Genomic DNA, 18,506 nt, shown 5'->3' with positions numbered 1-18,506 from the left:
CGGCATGCGGGCCCTTCAGCACGGAGGGCGGCCTTTCCAGAGGGATTGCGCGCCCTTCGGGAGGATTGCGGGGACCCGGACGCGGGCTGTGTTCGCGGCCACGCGAAGGGGGAGACACTCTGCGAGATCATCCGGGCGGAGCGCCGGGCCTGCGCGCCCGCTCGGCGAAGCTTGCGTGAGGCTGCCGGCTGGTCGCGTCGCGCGGGGGGAGATGCCGTCCGGTTCTGGCGGCCTGGCGCGGCCGTCACCGGTCCCGCCCGCCAAGGCTCGGAAGCCGGGGCGCTGGCGGTGCCTGGTGGCAGGCCGGGGCAGCGGAAGGCGTCCCGCCCCGGGGTGACGCCGCGTCCGGAACGCGGAGTTACGGACTTTGGCGCGCCGGTGCCGAGCAATCAACTTGCATCGCGGGCCGTGGCCGCTAGGCTCTGGGCGAGAAAAAACTGGGAGGTCAGAATGAAATACGTCAAATACGCCGCGCTTGCGGCAACCCTGTTCGCGGCCCCGGCCTTCGCGCAGAGCCAGATTTCCATCGCCACGGGCGGAACCGGCGGGGTGTACTACCCGATGGGCGGTGGCCTGGCCGAGATCATCAACAAGCATGTCGAGGGCTACAGCGCCACCGCCGAGGTGACCGGCGCCTCGGTGGAGAACATGGGCCTCATCGCCACCGGCGACGCGGACCTGGCCATCGCCCTGGCCGACACCGTCCAGCAGGCCTACACCGGCACCGGCCGCTTCGAGGGCCAGAAGCTGCCGATGGTCCGCGCCATCGGCTCGCTCTACGCCAACATGGTCCAGATCGTGACCCTTGCGGATTCGGGCATCTCCTCGATCAGCGACCTGCCGGGCAAGCGCGTCTCCGTGGGCGCGCCGGGCTCGGGCACCGAGGTGAACGCCCGCACCCTGCTGGAGGCCAACGGCATCTCCTTCGACGATTTCACCGCCCAGCGGCTGAACTTCAACGAGACCGGCGACGCGCTGAACAACGGCGACATCGACGCCGGGTTCTGGAGCGTGGGCGCGCCCACCTCCTCGATCCTCAACCTCGCGACCACGAACGCCATCCGGGTGATCGCCCTCACCCCCGAGCAGATCGCCGCCGCGCGCAAGGCAGACCCGGTGTTCGCCGAACTGGCGCTGCCCGGTGGCACCTATCAGGGCGTGGACGAGGATACAGCCACGCTGGGGGTTCCCAACGTGCTGGTCGTCTCCTCGGAGATGGATGAGGAAACCGTCTACCAGATCACCCGTGCGATGTACGAGAACATCGCCGAGCTGCAGGCGGTGCACCCGGCGGCGAACGAGACCACGGTGGCCTTCACCATGTCCGCCACCCCGGTGCCGCTGCATCCCGGCGCGATCCGCTACTTCGAGGAGATCGGCGCCGAGATCCCGGACGCCCTGCGGCCGTGAGGCGGCTGGCGGGAGGAGGGCTGCTGGCCCTCCTGTTCCTCCCCTCCGCCGGGCTGGGGGCGGTGCTCACCGCCACGTTGCCCGACGGGCGGGAGATCGCGCATCTCTCCGTGCCCGAGGGCAGCGGCTGGTGCGTGCTCTGGCGCCACTCCGTGAAGGGGTTCGAGGTGAAGGACTGCTATGAGAACCGCGCCGGGCACATGGTGCTGGTGCGCTCCCACCAGCCGGATTTCGCCGCCGGGCTGGGCCACTGGATCGGCCGCGGCCGGCAGGTCTCCGACGGCGCGGGCGGCTACTGGATCGAGGATATCGATGAGCCCGTGCCGGGCGATGCCTATGTGCTGCGCCCCGGCACCATGGCGGTGAACCACAGGCTGAAGGCCGCGTCGGGCGAGGTTTCGCTCTCGGCCCTGGCCACGCATGCGCGGGTGACGATCGCGCTCGAACCCGCTCCCCCGTCCAGCCCGGAGACCACGGATGACTGAAACCGCAGGGCCGGAGGCTCCGGCCGTCGACCAGCCACGGCCCGTGCTCCGGGCCATCGCCATCGTCGGCATCGCGCTGTCGCTGTTCCAGCTCTATGCCGCCGGCATCCAGCCGCTGGGGCTGTTCTTCCAGCGCCCCATCCACCTGGGCTTCATCCTGGTGCTGTGTTTCCTCATCTACCCGGTCACCGGCAAGCGGCCGCGCGGCGTGCTCGGCTGGGCGGTGGACGGGGTGCTGATCCTGTGCGGCGTGCTGGTGGGGGCCTGGGTGCCCTCCAACATCGATTCCATCGCCAATGCCATCATCCCGCGCGACATCGACGTGGCGGTGGGCGTGATCACGGCCCTCGTGGTGCTGGAGGCCGCGCGCCGCGCGATCGGGCTGGGGATGACCGTCATCGGGGCGGTGTTCATCCTCTACGCCTTCGCGGGCCGGCGCGGCGAGCTGCCCTGGCTGGCGGACCTGATGCCCGGCATCCTCAACCACCGCGGCTACACGCTGGACCGGCTGGCGAGCCAGCTCACCCTGGGCGCGGAGGGGATCTACGGCATCCCGCTGGGCGTGGCCGCCACGTTCATCTTCGTCTTCGTGCTGTTCGGCGCGTTCCTGGAGGTGACCGGCGCGGGCCGGTTCTTCATCGAGCTGGCCTATGCGGCAACCGGCCGCCAGCGCGGCGGCCCGGCGAAGGCCGCGGTCATCGCCTCCGCCGGCATGGGCTCGATCAGCGGCTCGGCCATCGCCAACGTGGTCACCACCGGGGCCTTCACCATCCCGCTGATGAAGCGGCTGGGCTACCGGCCGGCGCAGGCGGGGGGCATCGAGGCTGCCGCCTCCACCGGCGGGCAGATCATGCCGCCGCTGATGGGCGCGGGCGCCTTCCTGATGAGCGAGTTCACCCGGGTGCCCTACATCGACATCGTGCTGGTGTCGATCTTCCCGGCCTTCCTCTACTTCGGTGCGGTCTACCTGCTGGTCCATATCGCCGCGGTGAAACAGGGGATGAAGGGCATCCCGGCCTCCGAGCTGCCGCAGGTGCGCGCGGTGCTGGCCGAGGGCTGGCACTTCCTGCTGCCGCTGGTGGCGCTGGTCTGGCTGCTGGTGGTGGGCTATTCGCCGATGCGCGTGGGCTTCTACGCCATCATCGCCGTGATCGCGGCGGCGGTGCTGCGCGCGCTGATGCGCTTCGTTCTGGACGGCCCCACGCTGGACGGCCTCGTCGCGCTGGCGAAGGCCGGGGTTGCGAAGACGCTGGAGGCGCTGGAGCTGGGCGCGCGCAACGCCGTCGCCGTCTCCATGGCCTGCGCGGTGGCGGGGATCGTGGTGGGCGTGGTCGGGCTCACCGGGCTGGGGCTGAAGTTCTCCGCAATGATGCTGGCCTTCTCCGGCGGCAACCTGTTTCTCGCGCTCATCATGGTGGTGTTCGCCAGCCTGGTGCTCGGCATGGGCCTGCCGGTGACGGCGGCCTATATCGTGCTGATCATCCTCGTGGGCCCGGCCCTCACCAACGAGTTCGGCGTGCCGCTGCTGATCTCGCACCTGGTGGTGTTCTGGTGGAGCCAGGATTCCAACGTCACGCCACCCGTGGCGCTGGCGGGGTTCGCGGGGGCGGCCATCGCGAATGCCAGCCCGATGGAGACCTCCGTGCAGGCGTGGAAATACGCGAAGGGCCTCTACCTGATCCCGCTGTTCATGGTCTACAACCCCTCGATCATCGAGGGCGGGCCGCTCCCGCTGGTGCTCTGGAACGGGTTCATCGTGATCCTCGCCCTCGTGGCCTTCGCCGCGGCGCTGGAGGCCTTCCTCTTCGCGCCCATGGCCCTGTGGCAACGGCTGCTGCTGGTGCCCGGCGTGGTGGCGATCTTCTGGCGCTCGCTGCCGCTGGAGGTTGCCGGAGCGGCGCTGATCGTGCTGCTGCTGGCCATGAACTGGCGTGCCGCGCGTAGGCTGGCCCAACCCGCCTGACACTTCGAACGGCCGCGGCCCCGCATCCCGGGCCCGCGGCCGTTCCGCAAGCCCCGTGACACCGGAGGCCCGGGCGGCCGGCGCCGCGATCCACCCCGCCGGAGGCCCCCCGGATCGCAGGGGCGCCCGCTCCGCCTTCCCGGGGGCGCGAAGGGCGGGGCTGCAGCTTCCCCCGGGCCTCTGGTCCTGTCGCGAACCTGTGCACGCAAGCCGCTTGCGAGGGCGCCGGGGCCGCGCTAGATTTCCCCTGCGCAGCCCGGGCTGAAGGAGGCTCCGGCGTGTGACACTCACCAAAATCATCGCCCCGACGCGTGTCTGGCAACCCTGATTTTCTTGAGGGACGGTCCGTCCGGCCTGTCGCCGGACGGAGTTTCAGCGATGGAGACGATCATGGCAAAAGGCAACAACAAGCGGGGCAACAAGGAAGCCAAGAAGCCCAAGCAGGAGAAGCCCAAGGTTCTGGCAACCGCGAATTCCGGTGTCGCCAAGCCGATGTCGCTCGGTCAGAAGAAGAGCAAGTAGACGGCGGGCAGCGGGCGGGCGCAGGGCGCTCGCCCCCCTTTCGGCCATCCGCACGGGCAGGGCCCCGCATCCGCTGCGCCGGAGGCGGAAAGCGCCGTGCATCCCGCGCATTTCCACGGTTGATCTTTGCGCGCCGAACACGTCTATCTGCCGGTCTCCACCCGCGGACCGAACCAGACCTGCAAGGCGTACACGGCATGACCCCAGAATTTCTCGTCACCCATTCCGGGGGCTTCCACGCCGACGAGGTGCTCTCGAGCGTGATCCTCACCCGGCTGTTCCCGGGCGCGAAGATCGTGCGCAGTCGCGAGCGGGCGTGGATCACCCCCGGCGCGGACCGCGTCATCTACGACGTCGGCGGCAGCTACGACCCCGAGGCCCGGATCTTCGACCATCACCAGCGCGGCGCGCCGCTGCGCGAGGATGGCCAGCCGCTCAGCTCCTTCGGGCTGGTCTGGAAGCACTTCGGCCATGATTACCTGCGTGCCTCCGCCGTGCCCGAGGAGGATGTGGACACCGTCCACGCCTCCTTCGACGAGGGCTTCGTGCTGCCCGTCGACCTGGTGGACAACGGCGCGCTCAGCCCCTCCGTGGCCGGCCCTCTCTCCGGGATGACCCTGCCGGGGTTGCTGGAAACCCTCAAGCCGGTCTTCGACGACACCGACCCGGACGCCGATGACCGGGCCTTCCACGGCGCCCTCGCCATCGCGCGCAGCTTCGTGGAGGCCCGGATCGCGCGCAGCGCCGCCAAACTGCGTGCCGAAGGCATGGTGCGCACCGCGATCGCCGCCGCCGGCGCGGGCCATGTGCTGGAACTGCCGATGGGCATGCCCTTCCGGCCCGCCGTGGTGAAGGCCGGCGCCGACCACCTGCTCTTCGTCGTCAGCCCGCGTGGTGAGGACTGGACCCTGACCGGCATCCGCAAGGGAGAGGAGGGCTTCGAACTGCGCGCCGACCTGCCCGCCGCATGGGCCGGCCTGACCAATGCCGATCTGGAGGCGGCCAGCGGCGTGAGCGGGGCGACCTTCTGCCACAATGGCCGGTTCATCGCGGCCGCCCGCTCCCGCGAGGCGATTCTCGCGATGGCGGACATCGCGGTCGCCGAAGCCCTGCGCGAGGCGCAGGACGCCTCCTGACCCTCGCACCCGGGTAGAAGACCTCACGAAATCGGGGGCTTGGCCCAGATGCCTCACCCGGGGCGCAACCCGGGCGCCCCTCCGGCTCCGGCCTGCCCGACCGGGCGGCCGGCTGCCTGAACCGCGCGTTCGCACCGGCCTGTCCGGGTGCACGGCCGCAATTTACCCTTCCTGAAGGGTTCCCGTAGCATCTTGTCCGCGAAGTGGCAGGAGTTCAGACAAGATGCTGGGATTTTCCAAACGGCCCGACGTGATGTCGGTGAACAATCTTCGTGCAGCGCTTGATGCGTCATGGGCCGTGATCGAGTTCGATGCGCAAGGCAGGATCCTGGACGCGAACGACCGCTTCCTGTCCACGGTCGGCTACACGCTGAAGGAACTCGTGGGAAACCACCACAGCATGCTCTGTCCGGCGGAAATTTCGCAAAGCGAGGCGTACAAGAGCTTCTGGCGGGATCTTGCCGCCGGAACGCCCGCCACGGGGCGGTTCAGGCGACGGCAAAAAACCGGCCAGATCTGCCACCTGCGTGCCTCCTACATGCCGATCCGGAATGCGGAAGGCAAGGTCTTCCGGGTGATGAAGATCGCCGCCGACGTCACGAAGGACGCCACGATCGAAGCGGATGCCAAGGGCAAGATCGACGCGATCTCGCGGGTCCAGGCGGTTATCGAATTCGACCCCAGCGGCAATATCCTCACCGCGAACGACCTGTTTGTCGACACGATGGGCTACACTTCGGTGGAGGAGCTGCGGGGCAAGAACCATCGGATCTTCATGCCGCGCGAGGACGCAAACCAGCCGGCCTATGCACGGTTCTGGGCGGACCTTGCCGCCGGAAAGCAGATCTCGAACGAATACAGGCGGGTTGCGAAGGACGGCTCGGACGTGTGGCTCACCGCAAGCTACAATCCGATCATCGATGCCACGGGAAAGGTGATCAAGGTGGTGAAGTTCGCGACCAACATCACGCCGCGAGTGAACTCCGTGGATGTGATCGGCGCGGCACTGGGGGAACTGGCGGAAGGCCGGCTCGACGTGCATCTGTCCCGACCGCTGGAAGAGGCCTATGAGCCCTTGCGCAACAGCGTGAACGGCCTTGCCAAGTCGTACCACGATCTTGTTTCGCGGGTGAGCGGGGCGGTCGCGGCGATCCGGGGCAATTCCGCGGACATCAATTCCAGCGCGGCAGACCTCGCCCAGCGGTCCGAAAGTCAGGCGGCCACCCTGGAGGAAGCCGCTGCCACGATGGAGGAGCTTACCGGTACCATCAATTCGACGGCCGACAGTTCCCGCCGGATCAGCGATACCGTCAGCGAGGCCGCGGCCAAGACGCAGGCGGGCCAGGACGTGATCCAGCGCGCGACCGAGGCGGTGCGTCGCATCGAGGAAAGCGCGCGGAAGATCAACGAGATCAACGGCGTCATCGAATCGATCGCCTTCCAGACCAACCTGCTCGCCCTTAACGCGGCCGTGGAAGCGGCCCGGGCCGGCGAGGCGGGCAAGGGGTTCGCCGTCGTCGCCTCCGAGGTCCGCAACCTGGCGCAACGCTCGTCCGAGGCAGCGGCCGACACGTCGCGCCTGATCAAGGAGAGCAGCGCCAATGTCGACGCCGGCGTCCAGCTCATGTCCTCGACCGTCGATGTGTTCAGCGACATCCGGGAGTTCGTGGGCAAACTGGAGAAGAGCATCTCCGACATTGCCAGCGCCAACACCGAACAGGCGACCGGTGTGAACGAGCTCAACCAGGCACTCGCCAACATAGACGCGGCCACGCAGAGCAATTCCCGCCTCTCGGAACGCAACTCCACCGTGGCAAGGGAACTTGAAGGGGAACTGGGCAACCTTTCGGAAATCCTGGGCTTCTTCGATCTCGAACAGCGCACAGGCCGGGCTGCCAGAGCCGCCTGACCGGATGCCCCTGGGCGGGGCACCGGAAAGCTTCGGGGGCAGCGGAAGTCTTCCACCCCACAGGGCCCGGGCTGCCCGGCGGAAGGGCGATTTCGGAACGGGCCCACTCTCGCGGGCCCGTTTCCGATCAGATGCTGTGCGCCTGAGTGCCGGAACCGTGCGACGGCACAAGGGCGCGCATCACCGCCGACATGTCGAGCACGCCCACTGGCGCGCCGCCGCGCAGGACGCGGAAGCGGCGGTCCAGTGCGCCATCGGCCAGTCCGATCACCGTTTCCAGGGTCGCGTCATGGTCGACCTCCCCGGACACCGATCCTTCCGGCGCGCCGGCGGTCATCACCGATCGGACACGCAGCACGCGGGCGCGGTTGATGTCGGAGATGAAGTCCTCGATGTAGGGATCGGCCGGGTTCAGCAGGATATGCTGCGGTTCGCCCTGCTGGATGACCGAGCCGTCCTTCAGGATCACCAGGTGATCGGCGAGCTTCAGGGCCTCGTCCAGGTCATGGGTGATGAACACCACGGTCTTCTTCAGTTCCGCCTGCAACTCGACCAGCAGGTTCTGCATGTCGGTGCGGATGAGCGGGTCGAGGGCGGAGAAGGCCTCGTCCATCAGCATGATCTCGGAATTCGAGGTGAGCGCGCGCGCGATGCCGACGCGTTGCTGCATGCCGCCCGAGAGCTGATGCGGATACTGGCCGCCGTAGCCTGCCAGCCCGACCCGGTCGAGCCACTTGTTCGCCTCGTCCTCGTAATCCGAGCGGGTGCGGCCGCGGGTGGCGAGCGCCATGCCGGCGTTGTCGAGCACGGTGCGGTGCGGCAGCAGGGCGAATTTCTGGAAGACCATCGACATGATCTCGCGGCGAAGACCCCGCAACTGGCCCTCGTTCCAGCCCAGGATGTTCTCGCCGTTCACCAGGATCTCCCCGGCGGTGGGCTCGATCAGCCGGTTGAGATGCCGGATGAGCGTGGACTTTCCGGACCCGGAAAGCCCCATGATCACCGTCATCTCGCCTTCGCGCATGTCGATGTTGATGTCGTTGAGGCCCAGCACATGGGCGCGGCGGTCCAGCAGTTCCGGCTTGCCCATTCCGGCGCGCACATCCTCCAGGGCTGCTTGAGGATTGTCGCCGAAGATCTTGTAAAGATTGCGAATGGAGACCTTGATCTCTGTGGTCATGTCCCGGTCTCCTCAGCGATGTTTCTGGCTGGCGTCGATGCGCGACAGCGAGGCCTTGGTCACCCGGTCCAGCAAGATGGCGAGCAGCACGATGCCGAACCCCGCCACCAGGCCCACGCCCAGTTCCAGGTTGCGGATGCCGCGCAGCACCAGCACGCCGAGGCCCGGGGCCGAGACGAGGGACGCGATCACAACCATGGCGAGCGACATCATGATCGTCTGGTTCACGCCGGCCATGATGTTGGGCAGCGCGAGCGGGATCTGCACGCCGAAGAGCTTCTGGCGCGAGGTCATGCCGAAGGCGTCCGCCGCCTCGATCACGTCGCGGTCCACCAGCCGGATGCCGAGGTCGGTGAGCCGGACCACGGGCACGATGGCGTAGAGAATGATGGCGATGCCGTAGAGCTTCGGCTCGGTGACCGAGAACAGGAAGATCAGCGGGATCAGGTAGACGAAGGGCGGCAGGGTCTGCAGCATGTCGAGCACCGGGATGGTGCCGCGTTGCAACCGGTCGGAGCGGGACATGGCGATGCCGATGGGCACCCCGAACAGCACGCATATGAAGGCACAGACGAAGATGATCGCCAGCGTCTGCATGGCGTAGACGTAATGGTCGATGAAGGCGAGGAACCCGATCGAGACGGCCACGAAGCCCACCAGCCGGGCCGAGCGCGTCACCGCCCAGGTGATCAGCAGCAGCACCGGGATGACGATCCACCATGGCGTCTCCACCATGGTGGAGATGGCATTGCGCAGCATCCAGCTCAGCGGCTGGGTGGCCGGGTCCAGCACCACGCGCAGGCTGTCGCGGATGGCGAGGAAGCCGGTTTCCAGCCCGAGCGTGAGGTCGCGGGTCTGCGGGATGGCCGCGCAGGCGGAGTTGAGCGCGTCGAGAGAGGGGAAGGGCAGGTCCCACAGCGAGACCTCCGGCGCGGCGCCGCCCTGGTTCAGCAGATCGCTCATCGACATGGGGGCGCTGCTCGTGCCGCCGTCGCACCAGTCTCTCAGTCCGAGCGTGTCGAACACGCTGTCATATGTCGCCATGTGTTACCCGGACCGGGGCCGGTCCGTCCTTGCTGTTGAACGCAAGAGACGGAGCCGGTGGCCGGCTCCGTCCCAGTCAGATCACGCGCTGCCTGTGATCAGCTCTTGTCGATGATGCCGGAAAGGCGCTCACGCGCGGCATCCGACAGCCAGCCGGACCACTGGTCCTTGTAGGTCGTGAGATAGTGAACCGCGGTCTCCTCGGCGGAGGCGTTGTTCTCGTCCTGCCAGGCGAGCAGGGCGCTCATCGTGTCGGTGTCGAAGGTCATCTTCGACATCAGCGCCACGATCTCGGGCTCACGTGCCTCCAGGTCGGTGGTCACGGCGGTGAGCACAGGGGCGGCGGGGAAGTCGGAGACCTTCGGGTCCGGCGTGTCGGGGTTCTGGTTCGCGTCATGCGCGGCCTTGTCGTAGCCGCCGAGCTCGACCTTCACCATGTCGAACTTGCCGAGCGGCACGGTGGGGCCCCAGTAGTAGCCGAACCAGGGCTTGTGGTCCTGGTAGGCCGCGGCCATGGAGGTGGCGAGGGTTTCGCCGGAGCCGTGGTTGAACACCTTCAGGCCCGAATCCTGCAACTTCAACGCGCGGATCAGGTTGTCGTTCACCACGCGGCAGCCCCAGCCTTCCGGGCAGTTGTTGAAGCGCCCGCCGACCCAGTCCGGATGCGCCATCACGCCCTCGATGGTCTTGAGCTCGGGATGCTCCTCCACCAGGTAGGCCGGCAGCCACCAGCCCTCGACGCCGCCGGGATTGAGCACTTCGGCGACCCGCTTGATCTTGCCTTCCTTCTCCAGCCGCTCGAACACCTCGCCGGTGGAGTTCAGCCAGAGCTCGGTGACGATGTCAGGCTCACCGTTCTCCGCCACGGAGGTGATGGCGGGAACCGTGTCGGAGGGCACCACGGAGACATCGCAACCGTAGCCCTGTTCCATGAGGAATTCGGCCACGGTGGTGACGACGGCCGCGGATGCCCAGCTCATCTGGGTGATGGAGACCTTGCCGCATTCCTTGCCCTGGTCCTGGGCGCTGGCCGCGAACGGCGCGAGGAGGGCCGCGGCGGCAACGGCCGCGGTCATCGTGAACTTGCGCATGAGATATCCTTCGGTTTTCGGAAGTGAGGCCCGCCGGAGGGGCGGGCGCGTGCATGTCGCATGAACCGGCGGAGGATCCGCCGGGAGGACCGGACAGCCCCGCCGCACCGCCCGATCGGGCAGCCGCAGCGTGTGAGGGGCAGGCAAACTGTGTTGCGGTCTCTCAGTCATTGGCCGCGTCCGTATAGGCGGCGAGGGCCGCGGATGCAAACCCGGGGCAGGTGCCGGGGCCGCCGCAGGCCCGGTCCGGCCGGTGGATTGCGCCGCGGCTGGCCCTGTGCCGGCGCAGGACATCGGGTGCTCAGGCCCCGCATGCACAGGGGCGGGCGCCCCGTTCGTGCCGTCTCGCCGTGCCGGTTCAGGCCCGCGCGGGCGGCAGGGCAGAAAAATGCGGAAATATCTTCGAAAGTGAGGTCGGGGCAGGGGTCCGGCGGGTGTCGGAGCCCTCGAATACGTGGAAAAGCGAATCGGTCGGGCGCGGTGGGGATGCCCGGTGCGGGGTTTGAATATTTTCAGAGCATGGAACGTATATTCAGCAGGGCCCGAAGGTCCGCGGTGAGTTTCGGGAATTTCGGCAGCGGAATTCGAAACCGGTCGTGAACCTGCAGACCTGTTCTGTGGGAGGCCGGCGGGCGATGTCCGCCCGTTGCGCGCAGTGTCGTTCACGGCCTTGTCCCCGGCGGTGCGAGAGAGCAGGCTGCGCCCTGGCAGAGCCCCGCGCGGGGGGAGAAGGAGGCAGACAGGTGAGTGACCGGACCCACAGGCATCTGAGGCGCCCGCTGGCATCGGCGCGGGTCATCGTCGGACATCGGCGGTCGCAGGGCTCCGACATGGTGCTTGCCACCTTCCTGTCCGCGATCGCGGGCTGTGCGAATGCGGGCGGCTTCTTCGTGCTCGGGCAATACACCTCGCACATGACCGGCTATCTCTCCGCGGTGGCCGATGATTTCGCGCTGGCGGACATGGCGCTGGTGGCCGGCGCGCTGCTGGCCATCCTCTCCTTCGTGGGAGGGGCCGCGCTGGGAACCGTGCTGATCAACTTCGGGCGCCGGGTGGACCGGCGGCGGCAATATGCCTATCCCATCGCGGTGGAGGGCGGGCTGTTGCTGGTCTTCGCGGCATGCGCCTCGGTGCCGGGGGCGCGGGGCCTCGCCCTGGCGGTGCTCTGCCTCACGATGGGCCTGCAGAATGCCACGATCACCAAGATCTCCGGCGCGCGCATCCGCACCACCCATGCCACGGGCATGATCACCGATGTGGGGATCGAGCTGGGCCGCGCCCTGTTCCGGCTGGCGAACCCGGGCAGCGGCGTGCGGGCCAGCCCCGGGCATCTGGGAATTCTCGGACGGCTGCTGGGGGCGTTTCTCATCGGCGGGCTGGTGGGGGCGCTCGGCTACCGGGCGATGGGGTTCCTGTTCACGGTGCCGCTGGCGCTTCTGCTGCTGGGGCTGGCACTGCCGCTTCTGGTGCCGCGCCGGGGCTGAGGGCCGGCGCTATTCGGCGAGGTGCAGGGCCACGCGGTTGCGCCCGGCGGACTTGGCGGAATAGAGCGCCTTGTCGGCCCGGCGCAGCACTTCGTCGAGCGCGCGGTCGGTCGGCGACGTCACGCTCACGCCCACGCTCACGGTGACCGGCGGCAGGGTGTCGTCCTGCTCCGCCTCGATGGCCGCGCGCAGCTTCTCGGCGACGGTGAGCGCGCCGGTGCGCGACATCAGCGGCAGCATGAGCGCGAATTCCTCGCCGCCGGTGCGGCTGAGCATGTCTCCGGAGCGCAGGGCCCGGGTGGCCACCTCGGCGAAGTGGCGCAGCACGGCGTCGCCGGTGGAATGGCCGTGGATGTCGTTGATCTGCTTGAAGTGGTCGAGGTCCAGCACCAGCGCCGCCAGCGGTTGCGACATGCGCTGGGACACCGCGAACTGCCGCTCAGCGGTCTCCATGAAATGCCGTCGGTTGGGAAGGTTGGTCAGCGCGTCGCGGGTGGCCATCTCGTAGAGACGGGCCGCATGGCGGCGCACCATGCGCACCAGCGGGTGGAAGATGAACACCGCCTCCAGCGCGAGGGTGACCAGCAGGCTGATCAGCACGGTTGACTGCGCCGTGCGCATCCAGGCGATCTCGTCCTGGGCTTCCGTCTCGAACAGCTGCACCGCTGAATCGAGGTCCGGCAGCAGGTCGCTGCGCGCGGCACGGGTAAGGCGGTGGTAGGCCCGGGCTGCATTCGGCGTGTCGGAGGCCAGTTCCCGCGCATCCGCGAGATAGGCGCGCACCTTCGGGTCCAGCGGGTCGGGCCCGTCGAAGTACATCTCCCGGGCGGTGGCGGAGAGGCCGCGGGTGATCCCGAGGTCGCCGCCGCTGATCAGCGCATCCTGCGCGCGCTCCATCGTCGCCACCGCGTCGAGCATCAGGGCGCGGGCCTCCAGGTCTCCGGTGCGGAAGTCGCTCGCGAGCAGGGCGATGCGTTGCGAGAGCATCCGCTGGCGGCCGGCCACGTTGATGATGGTCGCGGCGTCCTGTTGCTGGACGATGATGTTGTCGAGCAGGAAGTGCACCGCCGAGGAGAGGACCGCGACCAGGGTGAGGCCTGCGAGATAGGCGAGGGTCATGCGTTTCGCGATGGCGTGTTCCGAGGTCACTCAGGCTACTCCGATCTGCGGCCCGCCCTGCGCAAGGCCGCTCCTCCCATGGCCGGGGCGTCTGCCGTTTCGCATGCGCGAAGAGCGCAGCGCCTCTCTCCCCAAGGGTGCAGCACTGCGCGGTAAAATGCACGTTCTATCGGCGGGTTGGCCGTTTCCCGTGGCCTTCGGGGCACGCGCGACGTAACGCGACAGCGCTCCGCACAAGGGTGGCCTGCGCCGGGAAAAGGCGCAACAGGGCCCGGGGGCCGGGGGCGGGCGGGGCACTGACCCACCGGACCGACGTTCGCGCCGCCCGCGCCCGGCGGTGTCGGCGCGGCGCAGGGGAAACGGTGTGACCGCCTCCGCACTGCCCCCCCGCACGGGGGACGCCGGGGCCAGCGCAGGGCCTGGGAAAGCGTGATGACCGCCTCCGTTCCCTCTTGCCCTCCCGGGCCGGGGCCAGCGTCCGGCGCGGGGGGCGGCCGCTTCGTGTTCGCGCCGGGCGGCCGGACCCGGGCGCCGGAGCGTCAGCCGGGAACCGTCCACTCCCGCCCGCGGGGCGTGTCGACGTATTCGGGCCAGCGATAGCCGATCGGGGCGCGGAAATCGGCGGGCAGCAGCGGGGCCACCCAGGCGCTGCCGCCCACGCCGCCGCCGGTTCTCTCCTCGAACTCGGCGCGGATGGCGGCCAGCGCCTCCGGCCGGGTGAGCAGGTCCAGCACGGTGACCGAGATCACTTCCGCGGCCTTCGACCACATCGGGTCGATGCAGGCCGGGGTGCCGCCCATCGCGTGGCGGGTCCATTCCGGGCAACGCATGCCCGGCGCGGGCTCCAGCGTGGGGCGGCCGACGTAGAGCCGCACGGTCGGCGCGTGCCAGGTGTAGTCCACGTAATCGTCGGCGGCGTAGTTCATCTGCCAGGCGGGCAGCTGCGCGCGGAACGCCTCCTCGGCCTCCCAGGGCGGGGTGAGGCGCATCAGCCCGTCCACGAAGGGCTCCTGCATCGGCTCCATCCCGAGGGCGCCCTGCAGCTCGCGCGCGAAGGCCTTCGCCTCCTCGCCCCAGTGCGGCGCGCCGAGCCGCTCGAAGTTGCGGAAGGTGAGTTCGGAGAAGGCCCTGTTCGGCAGGCCGGCGCGGGTGCGGGTGATCCACTCCGCGGTCACCGTGCAATGGGTCATCCCGGCGATCTGCTGCGCGTTGCGGTCCAGCACGGCGAAGGCGGCGGCGCACATCTCCAGGTCGGGCGCGCGCATCGAGTACTGGATCTGGCCCACGGAGGGGGCGATGTTGTCCGCCGTGGCCTGTCCGGCGATCGGGATGAACTCGTTCATCGTCCAGCTGCCGGTGTGGGGCAGCATGGATTCCTTCATCATCTTGGAGGTGGTGTACATCAGGCACACCGCATCTATGGCGCCGGGCGCCCGGGCCATCGCGTGCATGTGCGTGACGCCGCCTGCGGTGACATCGGCCTGCCAGGTTTCCGGAGTGTCGCATTCGAAGGTGTAGATCCGGCTCCAGTAGGGGGCGGAGGTCGTCTCCCAGAAGCAGCCGTTGGTGAGCGCGGGGAAGGAATGCGGGTGGAAGGAGAAGGCGGCGTCCAACCCGTCGTAGAAGCCGTGCGTGGCATGCACGGGCTTGGATCCGCACATCTTTTCGGCCGGTTCGCCGAAGAAGACCAGCGTGCCGCCCAGCCCGTGTTCCTCCATCGCGCGCTTGGCGGCCAGGAAGCCGGCGAAGGCGCCGATGCCCAGGGCGGAATGCGGGTCCGTGTGGCCCGCGGCGTATTTCGATTCGCCCTCCCGGGGCTGGCGGCGGGGGACCGGCGCCTGGCTCTGGCCCGGCACCGCGTCATATTCCGCGTAGCCGGCGATGCGCGGGCCGGGGCCGTTCGACCAGGTGGCGCGGAAGGCGGTGGGCATGCCGGCGGTGCCGCGCTCCACGCTGAAGCCTTCGGCCTCCAGCCGGTCCATGTACCAGGCCGAGGAGCGGTATTCCCGCCAGCTCGGCTCCTGGAAATTCCAGATCGTCATGTGGTCGGCGGAGAAGGCGGCGTGCCGCTCCTCCAGGAAGCGCAGCGCCTCGGCCTGCGCCGGGGTCCAGCCTGCGCGGGCGTCGCTTGCCGCGCTGGTTTCGGGTCCGGTCATGGTCATACCTCGTCGCGGATCAGGGGCGCGGTGGAGCAGTGCAGCCCGCCGCCGCCGGAGTTCATCTTGTCATAGGGCACGGTGATGATCTCCACGCCGCGCGCGTCCAGCCGGTCCTGCGTGCGGGGGGAGACGCCCTCGGGCATGATCATCCGGCGCGGCGCCACCGCGAGGGAATTGGTGATCCAGCTCTCGTCGTCCGGGCAGAGCTCGACCACCTCGATGCCCAGGGCGGCGAGCTTCTCGATGAACCAGAACGGCAGCAGCGCCGAGTTGGCGATGGCAAGGTCCGGGGCGATCATCACGAACAGCCCGTCCAGGTGCAGCCGGTAGCCGGTGAGCGGCACGCGCAGCAGCTCCACCCCCTGCGAGCGCAGCACCTCCGCGATCTGGGTCGCACCCTCCTCGTTGGTGCGCGAGGAGATGCCGGTGGCCGCGAGCGTGGGGGTGAGCCAGCTGAAGCTGCCGCCCTCCGCCACGGCCGTGCCCGAGAGCGTGCGCAGGATCGGGCAGCCGAGGGCCGCCAGGGTGCGGGTGGCCGGCAGTTCCTCGCCGCGGCGGATCCTCGGGCCCAGCCGCATCACCATGGCGCCGCCGCCGATGGCGACCACGCTGTCGCGGGTGTAGCAGGTCTTCATCCGGTCGCGCGCCGGGGCGTCGATGAACACCACCTCCACGCCCTCGGCGCGCAGCGCGGCGACATAGGCATCGTGCTGCGCCTGCATCCCCGCCAGGTCCGGCCCCTCGTCTCCGCGCCAGTACCAGCCGGCCTGCTGATCTCCGAAAGCGTTGTTTTCCAGCCGCTTGGAGGTGTCGACGATGTTCACCTCCTCGCCGGGGCGGTGCATGAGCACCACGCGCAGGCGGCCCACGTCATTGGTGCAGCCCCATTTGCGCCCCCACCATCTGCGCAACTGGTCCTCGTCCTCGAAGGCGGGTTCGGCCTCGGAGGGGAAGAGCTTGATGAGCTGGTTGTATCGCCAGTCGGTCTCGGTGATCGCGGTCACGGGGGCTGCTCCTGTCGGTCTGGGTCTGCGCCCGGCCGCCACGGCACCGGGCTGAGTGCGGAGTGACCGTAGAAGCGGGCGGGTTGCGCTGCAATACGATAGTGTCGCGAAGCAAAGGGGGTCGCGGATGCGCCCATGCCCGGGTGGCCTGGTGCGGGACCCGCGCTCGCGGCGGCCTGCCCGGGCCCCGTTGGGACAGTTTCCTTTCCATCGCGCTTGCGGTATGGGGAGGATTGGGGTGGAGCCTGTCGGTCACCGGGTCCGGAGCGGGCCCGGAACGCGTGCGGGCGCAATTCATTTGGAGCATTTGATGGCACTCGTTCGCATTTATGACCAGGCGGCCCGCTACGGGACGTTCGACGATCCCTTGCCCTTCGGCGGCGACTTCCTCGAGCCGGCGCTGGCCGGAGCGCAGGTGACCGCGGCCAGCGCGACCCAGGTCACGCTCACCTCCACCGACGAAGTGCTGCTGAGCACGACGCTGATCGGCAGCTTCACCGTTGCGGCGGACGGAAGCGTGGCCGGCGGCACGGTGGACGGGCTGCGCTTCATCTGGCGCGGGGTGATGTTCCAGGCCTGGAACGGCCTCGGCTGGAACTACAACACGCTGATCGCGGCCGCGGAGGCCTCCGCCTCCGGCAGCGATCCGGACGCGCTGATGCGCTTCCTGTCGCGGGAGGCCTACACGTTCGAGGCCGGGTTCACCGGCGCCTACGACGACCTGCAGGCCTCGCCCTGGGATGACCTGGTGCGCGGCACCGACCAGTCCGACGACATCTGGGGCCTTGCCGGCAACGACACGATCCGCAGCGGCGACGGCGGCGACCAGGTCTACGGCGGCGACGGCGACGACGTCCTCCAGGGCGGCGCCGGGGCCGACTACATGTTCGGCGACGCGGGCGACGACGTCCTGCGCGGCGAGGGCGGCGCGGACAACCTGCGCGGCGGCATCGGCAACGACCGGCTGTTCGGCGGCGATGACAGCGACCTGCTGCACGGGCAGGGCGGCGACGACATCCTGTTCGGCGGCGCGGGCAAGGACGAGATCCACGGCGACTCCGGCAATGACGCGCTCTATGGCGATGCGGGGGGCGACGCGCTCTACGGCGAGGCGGGCATCGACCGGCTCTACGGCGGCGGCGGCGACGACCAGATGCTGGGCGGTGACGGCAACGACCTGCTGGTGGGCGGCGGCGGCGATGACGGGCTGTTCGGCGGCAACGCCAATGACCGGCTGTTCGGCGGCGGCGGCGGCGACGGGTTGCGCGGCGAGGCCGGCAACGACCTGCTGCGCGGCGGCGACGGCGACGACGGGTTGTTCGGCGGCGACGGGACCGACCGGCTTTACGGCGGCGACGGCGGCGACGGGCTCTACGGCGGCGAGGACGGCAGCCCGGACGTGATGTACGGCGAGGCGGGCAATGACGGGCTCTACGGCGGCTCGGGCAACGACCGGCTCTACGGCGGCCTGCAGAACGACGGGCTCTACGGCAATGGCGGCAACGACCGGCTCTACGGCGATGCCGGCTGGGACGGGCTTTACGGCGGCGATGACAATGACCGGCTCTACGGCGGCTCCGGCGACGACGGGTTGTTCGGCGGCGCGGGCAGCGACCTGCTGAGCGGCGGGGCGGGCAACGACATGCTGGTGGGCGACGCCGGGGTGGACCGGTTCGACTTCACCGGCGACGATTTCGGCAATGACCTGGCGCTGACCGACCTGACGATGACCTATGACGGCGGCTGGCAGGGCGCGATGACCGACCTGCTGATGCTCGACGCCGGCGCCACGCTGGAGGTGAAGCTGGTGGAGAACGAGGAGCTGTCGCTGCTGGAGCTGGCCTTCGACGTGGTCGAGAACGGCGCGGTGTCGGGCAGCGTGCGGCTCAACGTGTTCCCGCCCGCGGGCGGCAGCAGCGAGGCGGATTACACCGGCTGGCTGGCCGCCGCGCAGGCGGCGCTGGACGACGCCATCATCACCTGAACCGGCCCCCCCCGGG

At 69.2% G+C, this 18,506-nt stretch carries 14 protein-coding genes; 8 read left to right on the top strand and 6 right to left on the bottom strand.

Translation table 11 applies throughout. The annotated features are described in order from the left end of the window. Nucleotides 1-450: 450 nt before the first annotated feature. The 6 genes from FDP22_RS15245 to FDP22_RS15225 all read left to right on the top strand — a co-directional run bounded on the left by FDP22_RS15245 (nucleotide 451) and on the right by FDP22_RS15225 (nucleotide 7,425). Nucleotides 451-1,410, top strand: a complete 960-nt coding sequence (locus tag FDP22_RS15245; RefSeq protein ID WP_138574934.1) for a TAXI family TRAP transporter solute-binding subunit — start codon at nucleotides 451-453, stop codon at nucleotides 1,408-1,410. Continuing rightward, the gene (locus FDP22_RS15240; RefSeq protein ID WP_239031794.1) at nucleotides 1,407-1,895 is read left to right on the top strand and encodes a DUF1850 domain-containing protein; all 489 of its coding nucleotides are present in this window, start codon (nucleotides 1,407-1,409) and stop codon (nucleotides 1,893-1,895) included. Before FDP22_RS15245 ends, FDP22_RS15240 begins: the two co-directional genes overlap by 4 nt. Further along, nucleotides 1,888-3,858, top strand: a complete 1,971-nt coding sequence (locus FDP22_RS15235) for a TRAP transporter permease (protein WP_138574932.1) — start codon at nucleotides 1,888-1,890, stop codon at nucleotides 3,856-3,858. The genes FDP22_RS15240 and FDP22_RS15235 overlap by 8 nt, the downstream gene beginning before the upstream one ends. Before the next feature lie 378 nt (nucleotides 3,859-4,236). Beyond that, on the top strand, nucleotides 4,237-4,380 hold the full coding sequence (locus FDP22_RS24540) for a hypothetical protein (protein WP_170317525.1): 144 nt from the start codon (nucleotides 4,237-4,239) through the stop codon (nucleotides 4,378-4,380). A gap of 197 nt (nucleotides 4,381-4,577) precedes the next feature. Further along, complete coding sequence (locus tag FDP22_RS15230; protein ID WP_138574930.1) at nucleotides 4,578-5,516, top strand: MYG1 family protein; 939 nt, start codon at nucleotides 4,578-4,580, stop codon at nucleotides 5,514-5,516. Nucleotides 5,517-5,739: 223 nt separating this feature from the next. Beyond that, nucleotides 5,740-7,425 (top strand): methyl-accepting chemotaxis protein, encoded by a 1,686-nt coding sequence (locus tag FDP22_RS15225; RefSeq protein WP_138574929.1) that lies wholly within the window; start codon nucleotides 5,740-5,742, stop codon nucleotides 7,423-7,425. A gap of 127 nt (nucleotides 7,426-7,552) precedes the next feature. Here FDP22_RS15225 and FDP22_RS15220 read toward each other — a convergent pair whose 3' ends face one another. The 3 genes from FDP22_RS15220 to FDP22_RS15210 form a co-directional block, all read right to left on the bottom strand. Next, entirely contained in the window at nucleotides 7,553-8,605 is a 1,053-nt protein-coding gene (locus FDP22_RS15220; protein ID WP_138574927.1) for a quaternary amine ABC transporter ATP-binding protein, read from the bottom strand. Between the two features lie 12 nt (nucleotides 8,606-8,617). Continuing rightward, the gene (locus tag FDP22_RS15215) at nucleotides 8,618-9,649 is read right to left on the bottom strand and encodes an ABC transporter permease (protein ID WP_138574925.1); all 1,032 of its coding nucleotides are present in this window, start codon (nucleotides 9,647-9,649) and stop codon (nucleotides 8,618-8,620) included. A 98-nt stretch (nucleotides 9,650-9,747) separates the two neighbouring features. Next, on the bottom strand, nucleotides 9,748-10,740 hold the full coding sequence (locus FDP22_RS15210) for an ABC transporter substrate-binding protein (RefSeq protein ID WP_138574923.1): 993 nt from the start codon (nucleotides 10,738-10,740) through the stop codon (nucleotides 9,748-9,750). 743 nt (nucleotides 10,741-11,483) lie between these two features. Between FDP22_RS15210 and FDP22_RS15205 the strand changes: the two genes are divergently transcribed. Beyond that, nucleotides 11,484-12,224, top strand: a complete 741-nt coding sequence (locus tag FDP22_RS15205; protein WP_205910784.1) for a YoaK family protein — start codon at nucleotides 11,484-11,486, stop codon at nucleotides 12,222-12,224. A 9-nt stretch (nucleotides 12,225-12,233) separates the two neighbouring features. Here the strand turns inward: FDP22_RS15205 and FDP22_RS15200 are convergent, their stop codons facing one another. From FDP22_RS15200 to FDP22_RS15190, 3 genes are all read right to left on the bottom strand, one after another. After that, nucleotides 12,234-13,373, bottom strand: a complete 1,140-nt coding sequence (locus FDP22_RS15200) for a GGDEF domain-containing protein (RefSeq protein ID WP_138574919.1) — start codon at nucleotides 13,371-13,373, stop codon at nucleotides 12,234-12,236. A gap of 509 nt (nucleotides 13,374-13,882) precedes the next feature. Beyond that, nucleotides 13,883-15,499, bottom strand: coding sequence for a zinc-binding metallopeptidase family protein (locus FDP22_RS15195; RefSeq protein ID WP_138574917.1), 1,617 nt, complete (start codon nucleotides 15,497-15,499; stop codon nucleotides 13,883-13,885). 2 nt (nucleotides 15,500-15,501) lie between these two features. Next, nucleotides 15,502-16,506, bottom strand: coding sequence for a dimethylarginine dimethylaminohydrolase family protein (locus FDP22_RS15190; protein WP_138574915.1), 1,005 nt, complete (start codon nucleotides 16,504-16,506; stop codon nucleotides 15,502-15,504). Between the two features lie 310 nt (nucleotides 16,507-16,816). Here FDP22_RS15190 and FDP22_RS15185 point away from each other — a divergent pair, with 310 nt between their 5' ends. Next, the gene (locus FDP22_RS15185) at nucleotides 16,817-18,490 is read left to right on the top strand and encodes a calcium-binding protein (protein ID WP_170317719.1); all 1,674 of its coding nucleotides are present in this window, start codon (nucleotides 16,817-16,819) and stop codon (nucleotides 18,488-18,490) included. Nucleotides 18,491-18,506 lie beyond the last annotated feature (16 nt).

Origin of the sequence: Paroceanicella profunda, assembly GCF_005887635.2 — a bacterium.
Lineage (GTDB): Bacteria > Pseudomonadota > Alphaproteobacteria > Rhodobacterales > Rhodobacteraceae > Paroceanicella > Paroceanicella profunda.
This window is presented reverse-complemented; position numbering and strand designations above follow the sequence as displayed.

Excerpts from the sequence above, each read along its gene's own strand:
- FDP22_RS15195 (WP_138574917.1), bottom strand. The coding sequence starts at position 15,499 with ATGACCGGACCCGAAACCAGCGCGGCAAGCGACGCCCGCGCAGGCTGG.
- FDP22_RS15220 (WP_138574927.1), bottom strand. The coding sequence starts at position 8,605 with ATGACCACAGAGATCAAGGTCTCCATTCGCAATCTTTACAAGATCTTC.
- FDP22_RS24540 (WP_170317525.1), top strand. The coding sequence starts at position 4,237 with ATGGAGACGATCATGGCAAAAGGCAACAACAAGCGGGGCAACAAGGAA.
- FDP22_RS15245 (WP_138574934.1), top strand. The coding sequence starts at position 451 with ATGAAATACGTCAAATACGCCGCGCTTGCGGCAACCCTGTTCGCGGCC.
- FDP22_RS15225 (WP_138574929.1), top strand. The coding sequence starts at position 5,740 with ATGCTGGGATTTTCCAAACGGCCCGACGTGATGTCGGTGAACAATCTT.
- FDP22_RS15215 (WP_138574925.1), bottom strand. The coding sequence starts at position 9,649 with ATGGCGACATATGACAGCGTGTTCGACACGCTCGGACTGAGAGACTGG.
- FDP22_RS15230 (WP_138574930.1), top strand. The coding sequence starts at position 4,578 with ATGACCCCAGAATTTCTCGTCACCCATTCCGGGGGCTTCCACGCCGAC.
- FDP22_RS15235 (WP_138574932.1), top strand. The coding sequence starts at position 1,888 with ATGACTGAAACCGCAGGGCCGGAGGCTCCGGCCGTCGACCAGCCACGG.
- FDP22_RS15185 (WP_170317719.1), top strand. The coding sequence starts at position 16,817 with ATGGCACTCGTTCGCATTTATGACCAGGCGGCCCGCTACGGGACGTTC.
- FDP22_RS15210 (WP_138574923.1), bottom strand. The coding sequence starts at position 10,740 with ATGCGCAAGTTCACGATGACCGCGGCCGTTGCCGCCGCGGCCCTCCTC.